Annotated in this window: 8 protein-coding genes; 5 read left to right on the top strand and 3 right to left on the bottom strand. The window is 70.1% G+C overall.

From position 1 onward, the window contains the following. Positions 1-402, top strand: a 402-nt coding sequence (locus VLG41_RS00880; protein ID WP_325347512.1) for a LysR substrate-binding domain-containing protein, incomplete at its 5' end; no start/stop codon positions are given. Here the strand turns inward: VLG41_RS00880 and VLG41_RS00875 are convergent. Together VLG41_RS00875 and VLG41_RS00870 are read right to left on the bottom strand one after the other, a co-directional pair. Further along, positions 390-1,826 (bottom strand): FG-GAP repeat protein, encoded by a 1,437-nt coding sequence (locus tag VLG41_RS00875; RefSeq protein ID WP_325347511.1) that lies wholly within the window; start codon positions 1,824-1,826, stop codon positions 390-392. The genes VLG41_RS00880 and VLG41_RS00875 overlap by 13 nt on opposite strands. Positions 1,827-1,981: 155 nt before the next feature. Further along, a complete protein-coding gene (locus tag VLG41_RS00870; RefSeq protein WP_325347510.1) occupies positions 1,982-2,761 on the bottom strand; it encodes a helix-turn-helix transcriptional regulator in 780 nt (259 codons plus the stop codon). Between the two features lie 83 nt (positions 2,762-2,844). Between VLG41_RS00870 and VLG41_RS00865 the strand changes: the two genes are divergently transcribed. Then, positions 2,845-4,023, top strand: coding sequence for an MFS transporter (locus VLG41_RS00865; protein WP_325347509.1), 1,179 nt, complete (start codon positions 2,845-2,847; stop codon positions 4,021-4,023). A 34-nt stretch (positions 4,024-4,057) separates the two neighbouring features. On the opposite strand, the gene VLG41_RS00860 is transcribed toward VLG41_RS00865, so the two are convergent. Then, entirely contained in the window at positions 4,058-4,753 is a 696-nt protein-coding gene (locus VLG41_RS00860) for a 4'-phosphopantetheinyl transferase family protein (protein WP_325347508.1), read from the bottom strand. A gap of 381 nt (positions 4,754-5,134) precedes the next feature. Here VLG41_RS00860 and VLG41_RS00855 point away from each other — a divergent pair, with 381 nt between their 5' ends. The 3 genes from VLG41_RS00855 to VLG41_RS00845 all read left to right on the top strand — a co-directional run. Further along, a complete protein-coding gene (locus VLG41_RS00855) occupies positions 5,135-5,905 on the top strand; it encodes a thioesterase II family protein (RefSeq protein WP_325347507.1) in 771 nt (256 codons plus the stop codon). A 93-nt stretch (positions 5,906-5,998) separates the two neighbouring features. Continuing rightward, positions 5,999-9,580 (top strand): amino acid adenylation domain-containing protein, encoded by a 3,582-nt coding sequence (locus VLG41_RS00850; protein WP_325347506.1) that lies wholly within the window; start codon positions 5,999-6,001, stop codon positions 9,578-9,580. A 16-nt stretch (positions 9,581-9,596) separates the two neighbouring features. Continuing rightward, positions 9,597-12,119 (top strand): type I polyketide synthase (locus VLG41_RS00845; protein WP_325347505.1); only part of this gene is annotated, 2,523 nt, incomplete at its 3' end.

The following is a 12,119-nucleotide window of genomic DNA, read 5'->3' as shown; positions in this document are numbered from 1 at the left end:
CCGGCCGACCTGACGGCGTGTGACTGCCTGCGCTTTGCCCAGGGCGCCCACCGCAGCACCTGGACCTTCCGCGGCAAGCAAGGCGGCACGCAGGTGGTTCCGGTCAAGGGGTGGCTCAGCGTCACCACGGCATCGGCACTGCGCCGCGCGGCACTGGACGGGCTCGGTCCTGTGCTGCTGGCCGACCTGCTGGCCGGGGACGACGTGGCGCAAGGCCGGCTGGTTGACCTGTTTCCGCAGTACGAGGTGAACGCTGGCGAGTTGCCGACCTCGGTGTGGCTGTTGTACGCCTCACGGGCGTTCGTGCCGCGGCGCGTGCGCGCCGTGGTGGATTTCCTGCGCGAACGCCTGGGTCAGGGACATGGCGCTGGCATTCGCGCTTCAACGCCTCAATACAGGTAGACCGCACCCCGGTGCAACACGCTGTTGTCCGCCTGGTCGCCGCCGATGCCGGTGCTGTCGCTGCCCTCCGCCGGCGCGCCGACGGCCAGGGTGCCGGCGTCGTTCGTGAGCGCGAGGGACCAGCCGAACAGGTCGCCCTGGCCCGTGTTGCTGGCTTTCAGGTACTGCGCGTGCACGAATCGGCCACCTTCCAGGCGGTAGACGTGCGCGGCACCGGCCCAGCTGCGGCTCGCCTGCGTCGGGTCGGCCCCAGGGCCCACGCCGGTGCTGGTGTCGCCGATCTCGCCGATCGCCAGGGTCGTGCCATCGGGCGTGAGCGCCAGCGCGTGGCCGCCGAAGTAGCGCCTGTCCCGGGCCTGGGGTGAGGTGATGGCCTGCGCGAGCGCGTAGCCGCTCGCGCCTCGGCGGAACACGTAGGCCCGTCCCGCGCCGGGCCAGCCCTCCACCCCCCGGAACCGCTCACCGATGACCACGGTGGAACCGTTGCCGGAGATCGCGACGGCGCTGCCGAACCAGGCATCAGCGACGGGTGTGGGCGCCTTCAGGTAGGCCTGCAGTCGCCAGGCGCCGGCTTCCGGGTCGAAGCCATAGACGAACGCCGCACCCGCGTTCGGCCGGCTGGTGTCGCCGGGGTCGCCGGTGTCGCCACTGCGCTCGTGCTGCGCGCCCACCACGATGGTGCTCCCGTCGGCGGAGACCTGTGCCTGTCCTGCAAACAGGCTGCCCGTCTGCGGAGACACCGGTGCCACGCTCTGCTGCAGGGACCAGGTACCGCCGCTTCGCCGGTAGACGTGAAAGCGCCCAGGCGTGAACGCGCCGGCTTCCCCCACCACCGCCACCGAGCCATCGGCCGAGACGCTGACCGCGGCACCGAAACGGCCCTGTGCCGTCGGCGCCGGCGGGCGCCAGGTCTCGGTCAGGGCCCACCCCTGGCCCGTCGGCACGAATCGCTGCACCAGGCCAGCGTCGGGCAGGGCGGCGTCGGCGTCGGCGCCGGGCAGACCCACCAGCAAGCTGGCGTCGGCGGCGAAGGCCGGCACTGGGGCGTCCAGCCATTCGAAGGGCAGCGTTTGCGCCCACGACCACGTGCCCGAGCGGTGAGTGAACAGCTCCAGGGCCGACGACTGGCTCACCGCCAGGGCGCTGCCATCCGGCGAGAAGGCCAGCGCGCGGCCGAAGCTCCAGTCCTGCGAGCTGGCGCTGCGCTTGAGGTAGACGACGCCAGCCGGGGCGTCCTGGGCAATCGATCCGTCCGGTGCGGGCGGTCCGTCGCCCGCGGTGGGTGGTCCCGAGCCGCCGCTGCCGCCACCGCCGCAGGCGGCGAGCGCCAGGCAGGCCGCCAGCGCGGCCACACGAGCGGCCATCGGAGCGGCCATCGGAAAGGGCGTTGTGCGGTGGGCAGGGGCTCGCTCGTTGTTGGCCATGTCAGGGTTCCTCCGTTGCCCATGGACGCCGATGGGCTTGATGGCCTGAGCGAGCCCTAACCATCAGGAGGAGTTCCCCCGGCAATCGGCGGTCCTCCCCGGGCGGCCTGAGGCCCCTTCCCGGACGCCCGCCCATCCGGCCCCGAGCCGGCCCTTCAGGGCAGCAGCACCCGCCGCGGTGCCTGCCCGAATTGTTTGGCGAACATCTTTCCGAAGGCCGACGCGCTCGCGTAACCGAGTTCGTCCGCCAGTTGCCCGATGTTCATGCCCTGATCGCTCAGCGCGAAGGCCCGCATCAGCCGCGCCTGCTGGCGCCAGCGGTGCAGGCTCAGCCCCGTCTCCTGCGGGAACAGGCGGATCACGCTGCGTTCCGACAAGCCCACCCGATGCCCCAGCTCGGCGATGGAGCCGGCATGGCCCGGGTCCTCGATCAGCCACTGGCACAGCCGCGCCAGGCGCTTGTCCGCCGGCAGCTTCAACGACAGCGGGCGTGGCTCCAGCCGGCCCACCTCGTCCACGATCAGGTCCATCAGGCGCGCGTCGGCGCTGTCCAGCGCGTAGCGGGGCGGGACCGTCATCGCGCGCAGGATCAGCTCGCGCAGCAGCGGCGTGATCGCCAGCACCTGGCAGCCGCGCCCCTGGCCCGTGACCGTGCCGGGCTGGAAGTACAGCGTGCGCATCTCCACCTCGGTGTCCATGTGGATCTGGTGCACCGCGTGCGCGGGCATCCACATGCCGTGGCTGGGGGGAATGGTCCAGATGAAGCCGTTGGCGCGGATCGTCATCACGCCGCGGATGGCGTAGATGAGCTGGTCGCGCGCGTGCAGGTGCGGGGCGATCTGCGTGCCGGGCGGGTCGGAGCGCGCCAGCGCCGCGACGGGGCGCGGCACCCGGTTCGCGGCCAGCGCGCCGGCGCTGGGACCGCGCTGGCGCACGCTGGCAAGGCTTGGCGGTTTTGGACGCATTTCTGGCGGTCTTGAATTTTGCGCGCACAGCTTAACCGCCGATGATCGCTCCCATGCACAACCGCACCACCCAGACCCTGCTCAACGTCGGCCATGCCATGGACCACATGATGCTGCTGATCTTCGCCACGGCGGTGACCAGCATCGCCCGCGACTTCGGCCTCGCGCGCTGGGAGGACCTCATGCCCTATGGCGTGGCGGCCTTCTTCTTTTTCGGCGTCGGCTCCTTGCCCGCGGGCAAGCTGGGCGACCACTGGGGGCGCCGTCCCATGATGCTGGTGTTCTTCTTCGGCATGGGCGCGGCCTCGCTGCTGGTGGCGGCCACGAACACGCCGATGCAGATGGCGCTGGCGCTGGCGCTGCTCGGCGCCTTCTCGTCCATCTACCACCCGGTCGGCATTCCCATGCTGGTGCAGGGCGCGCCGCGCCCGGGCTGGACGATCGGCGTCAACGGCCTCGTGGGCAACCTCGGCGTGGCCTTCGCCGCGGTGCTCACGGGCTTTCTCGTCAAGTACACGGGCTGGCGCATGGCCTTCGTGGTGCCGGGGCTGATCTGCCTGGCTTGCGGGGTCGCCTTCGCGCTGTACGGCACGCGCGAAAGCGCGGCGCCCGCGAAGAAGAACGCCAGCGGGCACCCGCCCTCGGGCATGCCGCTGGCGCGCCTCTTCCTCATCATGACCATGGCGGCCACCAGCGGCGGCCTGCTGTTCAACCTGTCCACCAACGCCAACTTCGAGTTGCTGACCGACCGCCTGCGCGAGGTCTCGCAAGACCCGGCGCGCATCGGCACCCTGCTGGCCCTGGTCTACGCGGCGGCCTCGGTCACGCAACTGGTGGTGGGCTACCTGATCGACCGGCACTCGCTCAAGCGGCTGTACATCGGCGTGATCAGCCTGCAGGCGCTGCTGCTGGCGCTGGCCACCACACTGGACGGCTGGGCCTTCCTCTTCATGCAGCTGCTGTTCATGTCGGCCATCTTCGGCGCTATTCCCTTCACCGACGCGATGATCGTGCGCTTCGTCGACGACGGCATGCGCTCGCGCGTGGCCGGCATGCGGCTGGCGGTGTCGCTGGGCGCGAGTTCGGTGGCGGTGTGGGCGATCGGCCCGGTGGTGAAGGCGGCGGGGTTCACGGCCCTGCTGGGCGTGATGGCGGTGACCTCGGTGGTGACGCTGCTGGTGCTGACGCAGTTGCCGCGCACACCGGCGCCGGTGCCGGCCTCGGCGGCTTGAGGCATCGTGAGCGGGCGGGCCAGCAGCGCCTCCGCTAGAACGCCAGATGCCGTGAGCCCGGCTCTACCCAGGCCACGGCCGCCAGCGCCTCGCAATCGACGTCCACGCTGACCACCGTCACCTCGCAGGCCTGACCCGAAACGGGCAGGGTGGTGGTGCGCCGCTCGGGCGTGGTGCCGGCCTCGAACAGGCCGGGCTCGATCGACAGACCACTGCCCACGGCCTTCAGGCAGGCCTCCTTGCGCGTCCAGCAGCGCAGGAAGGCGCGCAGGCGCCCGGCCTCAGGCAGGGCGAGCAGCTCTGCGCATTCGCTCGCGGTGAAGTTGCGCTCGGCCAGGGCCATCAGGTCGTCCATCTCGCGCGGCGCCTCGATGTCCACGCCGATCGGCGCCTGCCCGCCGATGCCGATCAGCGCCCAGCGGCCGCTGTGGCTCATGTTGAAGGCCGGTGCGCCCGGCAGGTCCAGCTGCGGCTTGTCGTGGCGGCCCGCCGCGAAGCGCAGGGCGGCGGGCGCCACGCCGGTGCGCTGCGCCAGCAGGTGGCGCAAGGCGGTGTGGCTGGCCCGGTAGCGGTGGGCGTCCCGCTCGAAATGGAAGCGCGCGGCGCGCGAGCGCTCGGCCTCGTCCAGCCAGTCGCCGGGCGCCGGGGCTTCGCGCTCGCGCGCCGGGGCCTGCAGGTCCACCAGCCAGAGCTCGATGCCCGGGGCTGAAAAGGGCGTTTGTTGATCCATCCGCATGTTCGTTACAGCCGCTGGCGTGAATATTTACTACCTATCCGGCGCAACTCCCCGTCTAATCCGTTTCCCGCGCCGTGCCACATGCAGATACGGGTATCGATCAGGGAGGGGATTTGAGCATTTCCTCATTCTTGTCACGTGTGCCCTCTGAACCTGAGACAGGTATGGGATGGAACGTGATGAATGGCACTGGAAACGGCTCCGGCGGAGCGGTTTTGGGGTGAAACATTCGGTAACATGAGGCCTCGAAAACCGATACGTTCACGTTACATCCGGGGGCAGGCGCGCCCGCGTGGGCACGCCAGAGGAAGCCATCATGCAATGCAGGGTCGCACCGGCCATCGAACGTCAGGAATCCAGCCGCCGGGGTGCGCCATGAACAGCCCCTGGCTGCAGCGTTTCGTTCCCCGCCCGGGCGCGCGCCTGCGCCTGTTCTGCTTCGCGCACGCGGGCGGCAGCGCGGGCGTGTACCGGCCCTGGTGCAACGCGCTGCCCGACGCGGTGGAGCTCGTGGCCATCCAGTTGCCCGCGCGCGCCAACCGCCTGAAGGACCCGGTCATCACCCGGCTGGACCACATCGTCGACGGCGTGGTGGATGCCCTGCGCCCGCACCTGGACCTGCCCTACGCCCTGTTCGGCCATAGCATGGGCGCCGTGCTGGCCAACGAGGTGGCGCGCGCCCTGAGCCATGAAGGTGCGCCCATGCCCTGGCACCTGTTCGTCTCGGGCCGGCGCCCGCCGCACTGGCCCAACCCCGACCCGCTGCTGCACGTGCTGTCCGACGCCGATTTCGTGGCCGAGATCCAGCGCCGCTACGGCGGCATCCCGCCCGAGGTGGCCGAGCACGAGGAACTGATGGCCATGCTGCTGCCCTCGCTGCGCGCCGACATCCACGCACTGGAGACACATACGCCGCCGGCCGGGCGCACGCCGCTGGCCTGCCCGCTGTCGGTCTTCGGCGGTTCGCACGATCCCTTGACCCCGCGCGAGCACCTGGAGGGCTGGCGCGGCGAGTCCAGCGGCCCCTTCCACCTGCGCGTGCTGCCGGGCGACCACTTCTACCTCAACGCCCAGCGCGACGCGCTGCTGGCCGACGTCTCGGCCAGCCTGGCGCCGCTGCTGGCGAAGGCGGCGGCGGTGGCATGAAGGCCGCATCGTCCTTGTCCGTGGACTTTCTGGAGGCCACCGGCGACGACCGCGACGTGCCATTGTGAAAACTTTTGCAGGGAGACATGAGCGATGTCAATTGAATTGCGGGTCTGGATGCAGTCCCTTGCCGATCAAGGCGTCGTCGTGGAGGCGAACGAAGGTCATCTGAGTCTGCATGCGCCGGCAAGGGCCCTTTCGCCACACCTCTACCTGCAGGTGTCTCAGAGGGCAGAGGAGTTGACGGCCTTGTCACGGGGAGAGGACACGGCGGGCGTGGCCGGCCTGGGCGAATTGATCCGGCGCCTGTCGCAGCTGGACATCCAGCTCGGGCTCAACGGGGACAAACTCACTGTCAATGCGCCCAAAGGGGTTCTCACGGAGGAGCTTCGAGAAGAAATTGCTCAGCGCAAGGAGGCGCTGGTCGCTCACTTGGCGAATCGACCCACGGGCCGGCGCGGCCGTGGGCCGCTGATGCCCGTGGCGCGTGGGCCGGAGATGCCGATCGCCCACACTCAGCAGCGCTTGTGGTTTCTGCGCCAGGTGGACCCACGAAGTTCTGCTTACAACATTCCTGTGGTGGTCCGCTTGCGGGGCGCATTGGACGCGCAAGCCCTGCAACAGGCGCTTCAACTGCTATTGGCCCGCCACGAGAGTCTGCGCACGCGTTTTCTGACGGTTCAGGACGAACCCCGGTGTGCGATTGAAGGCAACTTCCTACTGGAGCTGGAGCAGGTTCATCTGTCGATGCTGCCGGGCGAAAGCCGTGAAGCGGCCTCGCAACGAGCCATCGACGAGTTTGTGTCGCGGCCCTTCGATTTGTCGACGGCACCGCTTATGCGCGCAGGGTTGCTCAATGAGGACGAGCAGTCAAACGTGTTCATGGTGGTTATCGATCACATCGTCGCGGATGGTGTTTCCGTGGGCGCCCTGATGTCCGAGCTACAGAACCTTTACAGGGCCAGCGTGCGCGACGAGTCGGTAGAACTTCCGCTGCATGCTGTGCAGTTTGTCGACTACGTCGTCTGGGAGCAGCAGGCTTTGGCTCAGGGTGCCCTGGCTTCGCACGTCGAGTTCTGGAAGAAGGAGTTGGCAGGGCTGCCGCCTTTGTTGCAGTTGCCAACGGATCGCCCTCGTGCGCCAGTCCGCACCCACGCTGGCGCACGCCATATCGTGCGGTACTCACCGGAAGACTCCGGCCTCTTCAAGTCGTTTGCTCGGCAGGAGGGGATCACGCTTTTCATGTACCTGATGTCGGCGTTTCAGGTGCTCATGCACCGCTACAGCGGCCAAACGGATCTGGCCATTGGCACGGCAATGGCCAATCGCAACCGCTCTGAGGTGGAGCAGGTGGTGGGCTTCTTTGCCAACAACGTGGTGATCAGGGGCGACCTTTCGGGGGATCCGAGCTTCAGGGCGCACATGAAGCGGGTGAGGGAACGCGCTCTCAAGGCATTTACCCACCGTGCAATGCCGTTCGATGTCCTGGTGGACGTGCTTGGCACAAGCCGCGAGCTTGACAGAACACCGCTGTTCCAGGTGTTGTTCGTCATGCAGCACCTGGCGATCACCGATTTGATGCTTGAGGGACTGCAGTGCGAAAGCATCGAACTGACCGCGGCTCCTGCGCGCTTCGATCTGGCTGTAGACGTTTATGACGCAGAGCAGGGCCTCAGGATTGTTTTTGAGTACAACACCGATCTCTTTGACGCCAGCACCATCGAACGCATGGCGGGCCACTACGAGCAGTTGCTGCGCAGCGCCATCGCCACCCCAGACAGCCCCCTAAGTGCGCTGCCGATGTTGAGCGAGCCACAACAGCGCCAGTTGCTGATCGACTGGAACGCCACCGCCGTGGACTACCCGCGCGAGCAGACCGTGCACGGCCTGTTCGAGGCGCAGGTGGCGCGCACGCCGCAGGCCGTGGCCGTGCGTTTTGACGAGCAGTCGCTGAGCTACGCCGAGCTGAACGCGCGCGCCAACCGATTGGCCCACCACCTGCGCGCGCTTGGCGCGGGCGCGGGCTCGCTGGTGGGCGTGTGGATGGAGCGCGGCCTGGACATGGTGGTCGCCATCCTGGGCATCCTGAAAGCCGGCGCGGCCTACGTGCCGCTGGACCCGGCCTTCCCCAAGGACCGCATCGACTACATGATGGAAGACGCGGCGCTGGCCATCGTGGTCACGCAGTCCGCGCTGGCCGATGGCCTGCCCGATGGCGTGCACGGCGTGCGCCTGGACGCCAGCGAGGCCGAGCTGGTGGCCCAGTCGCCGCTGAACCTGCCGGCCAGCGCGGGCCCCACCGACCTGGCCTATGTGATCTACACCTCCGGCTCCACCGGCCGGCCCAAGGGCGTGATGCTGGAGCACCGCGCGGTGGTGAACTTCCTGCTCTCCATGCAGCGCGAGCCGGGCATCACCGCGCAGGACCGCTTCGTGGCCGTGACCACCCTGTCCTTCGACATCGCGGGCCTGGAGATCCACGGCCCGCTGACGGTGGGCGGCACCGTGGTGCTGGCCTCGCGCGCCACCGCGCTCGACGGCCTGCGCCTGGCGCAACTGCTGGAGCGCCACGAGGCCACCCTGCTGCAGGCCACGCCCGCCACCTGGCGCCTGCTGCTCGACAGCGGCTGGCGCGGGCGGCCCGGCATGAAGATGCTGTGCGGCGGCGAAGGCCTGCCGCGCGAGCTGGCCGACAAGCTCATCGCCACCGGCGGCGAGCTCTGGAACATGTACGGCCCCACCGAGACCACGATCTGGTCCACGGTGCAGCGCATCACCGACACCGCGCGCGGCATCTCCATCGGCCGCCCCATCGCGAACACGCAGGTGTACGTGTTGGAGCCTTCCGGTCTGCCGGCGCCCATCGGCGTGGGCGGCGAGCTGTGCATCGGTGGCGACGGCCTGGCGCGTGGTTACCGCAACCGCGACGAACTCACCGCCGAGAAGTTCGTGACGCTGGACCTGCCCGGCGTGGGCCCCACGCGCGTGTACCGCACGGGCGACGTGGTGCGCTTCCTGGCCGATGGCCGCCTGGAGTTCGTGGGCCGGCGCGACCACCAGGTGAAGGTGCGGGGTTTTCGCATCGAGCTCGGCGAGATCGAGACCGTGCTCTCGCGCCACCCCGGCATCAAGAGCAACGTGGTGCACGTGCGCGAGGACACGCCCGGCGACCAGCGCCTGGTGGCCTACGTGGTGCCCACCCCCGGCGCCACGCCCGAGGCCGAGGCCATGCGCGCCACGCTGCGCGCGCAACTGCCCGAGTACATGGTGCCCAACCAGTTCGTGGTGCTGGAGGCCTTTCCCCTCACGCCCAACGGCAAGGTGGACCGCAAGGCCCTGCCCGTGCCCGAGGCAAGCGCGCCGAGCGAGGCCGACGAAGTGGCCGAGGCGCTGATGTCGCCCGTGCAGCGGCAGGTGGCCGCGCTGTGGCGCGGCATCCTCAAGCTCGACCGCGTGGGCCTGCACGCCAACTTCTTCGACATCGGCGGGCACTCGCTGCTGCTGGTGCGCCTGCAGGCCGCGATCAAGCGCGAATTCGGGCAGGAGATCCCGCTGGTCGAGCTGTTCCAGCGCACCACGGTGGCGGCGCAGGCGGACCGCCTGGGCGCGCCGGTGGGCACGAACTCGGCACTGGAGCGGGCGCGCGCCCGCGCCGCCAAGCAAATTCAAGGTTGAGATTCAGGGTTGACGGATGGACCACACGGACCACAAGGACCAGTACCCCGCGCACGCCATCGCCATCGTCGGCCTGGCGGGGCGTTTCCCGGGCGCGAGCGACCTCGACGCCTTCTGGCGCAACATCCGCGAGGGCGTGGAGTCGTTGGAGGACTTCAGCGACGAGGACCTGCGCGAGGCCGGGGTGGACCCGGCGCTGAGCGCACAGCCGCAGTACGTCAAGCGCGGCACCGTGCTGCAGGAATCGGAGCACTTCGACGCGGCCTTCTTCGGTCTGTCGCCGCGCGAGGCGCAGGTGATCGACCCGCAGCAGCGCATCTTTCTGGAGTGCGCCTGGGAGGCGCTGGAGCACGCGGGCTACGCACCGGGCGCCATCGAGGCGCCGGTGGGCGTGTACGCCGGGTCCGGGATGAATACCTACCTGCTCTCGCAGGTCCTGCGCCATGAGGCACTGACGGCCTCCGTGGGCGGCTACCAGCTCATGCTGGGCAACGACAAGGACTTCCTCTGCACGCGCGTGTCCTACAAGCTGGACCTGCGCGGCCCCAGCATGACGCTGCAGACCGCGTGCTCCACCTCGCTGGTGGCGGTGCAGGCGGCCTGCCGCGCGCTGGAGCGGCACGAATGCGACATGGCGCTGGCCGGTGGCGTGTCGCTCAGCTTCCCGCAGCGCGGCGGCTACCTCTACCAGGAGGGCATGATCCTCTCGCCCGACGGCCGCTGCCGGCCCTTCGACGCCGACGCCAAGGGCACGCGCCCCGGCGCGGGCGCGGGCATCGTGGTGCTCAAGCGTTTGAGCGATGCGCTGGCCGACGGCGACACCATCCACGCCGTCATCCGTGGCGCGGCCATCAACAACGACGGCGCGGGCAAGGCCGGCTACACCGCGCCCAGCGTGGACGGCCAGGTCGAGGCCATCGCCACCGCGCAGATCCTGGCGGGCGTGGAGCCGCGCAGCATCGGCTACATCGAGGCGCACGGCACGGCCACGCCGCTGGGCGACCCGATCGAGATCATGGCGCTGCGCCAGGTGTTCGAGGGCGGCACCGACGAGCGCGGCTTCTGCCGGCTCGGCTCGCTGAAAGCCAACCTGGGTCACCTGGACGCCGCCGCCGGCGTGGCCGGGCTCATCAAGGCCGTGCTGGTGCTGAAAAACCGCGAGCTGCCGCCGCTGGTGAACTTCCAGCGGCCCAACCCGCAACTGAACCTCGAGGACTCGCCCTTCACCGCCAGTGCGCAGGCCGCGCCCTGGCCGGCCGGCGCCACGCCGCGCCGCGCGGGCGTCAGCTCCTTCGGCATCGGCGGCACCAACGCGCACGTGGTGCTGGAAGAGGCGCCGGAGCCCTCCCGCGATCCAGTGGAAGTCGGCCCGCAGTTGATCGTGCTGTCCGCGCGCAGCGAGGCCGCGCTGGACGCCGCCACGGACCGGCTCAGGCAGCACCTGCAGGCACACCCCGAGGCCAGCCTGCGCGACATCGCCTGGACCTTGCAGACCGGCCGCCGCGCCTTCGCGCAGCGCCGCGTGGTGGCCGCGTCCTCGGCGGCCGAGCTCATCGCCGCGCTGGACGCGCCGCAACGCGCGCCCGTGTTCAGCGCGCGCCACGAAGGCGGCGAACGCCCCGTGGCCTTTCTGTTCAGCGGACAGGGCAGCCAGTTCGCCGGCATGGGTGCGGGCCTGTACGCGCAACACGCCGTCTACCGCGACGCGGTGGACCGCTGCGCCGAGTTACTGCGCGAGCCCCTGGGCCGCGACCTGCGCGAGTTGCTGTTCGCCCCCGCGGGCGACAAGTCCATCAACGAAACCCGCTACGCGCAGCCCGCGCTGTTCGTCACCGAGTACGCGCTGGCCCTGCTGTGGCAGAGCTGGGGCGTGCGCCCGGCGGCCATGCTGGGCCACAGCATCGGTGAGTACGTGGCCGCGCACCTGGCGGGCGTGCTGTCGCTGGCCGACGCGCTCACGCTGGTGGCCGCACGCGGGCGCCTGATGCAGGGCATGGCGCCCGGTGGCATGGCCGCGGTGCACATGGCCGAGGGCCCGCTGCGCGCCTGGCTCACGGCGAACGCGCCCGCGCTGGAGATCGCGGCGGTGAACGCGCCGGGGCTGTGCGCCATCGCCGGCCCGCGCGAGGCGCTGGACGCCGGCCTGGCCGCGCTGGCCGCGCAAGGCACCGAGGCGCAGGCGCTGCACACCTCACACGCCTTTCACTCGTCGATGATGGACGGCGTGCTGGAGCCCTTCACCGCGCTGGTGAGCGGCCTCAGGCTGAACGCGCCCACCTTGCCCTACGTCTCCAACCTCACGGGCCTGTGGATCACGCCCGAGCAGGCCACCTCCCCCGCGTACTACGCCGAGCACCTGCGCCGCGCGGTGCTGTTCGAGGCCGGCGTGCGCACGCTGGCGGCCGACGCCACGCTGCACCTGCTGGAAGTGGGCCCGGGCCGCGCCCTGGCCACGCTGGCCGGCATGGCGCTGGGCCCGCAGGGCGCGCGCCGCGTGGCGGCGTCGCTGGGCGGCGCGCGCGAGGCGAAGCAGGAAGCG

This window comes from Hydrogenophaga sp., from assembly GCF_035481345.1.
Classification (GTDB): domain Bacteria; phylum Pseudomonadota; class Gammaproteobacteria; order Burkholderiales; family Burkholderiaceae_C; genus Hydrogenophaga.
The sequence above is the reverse complement of the archived record's forward strand: the minus strand, read 5'-3'. Positions and strand labels throughout refer to the sequence as shown.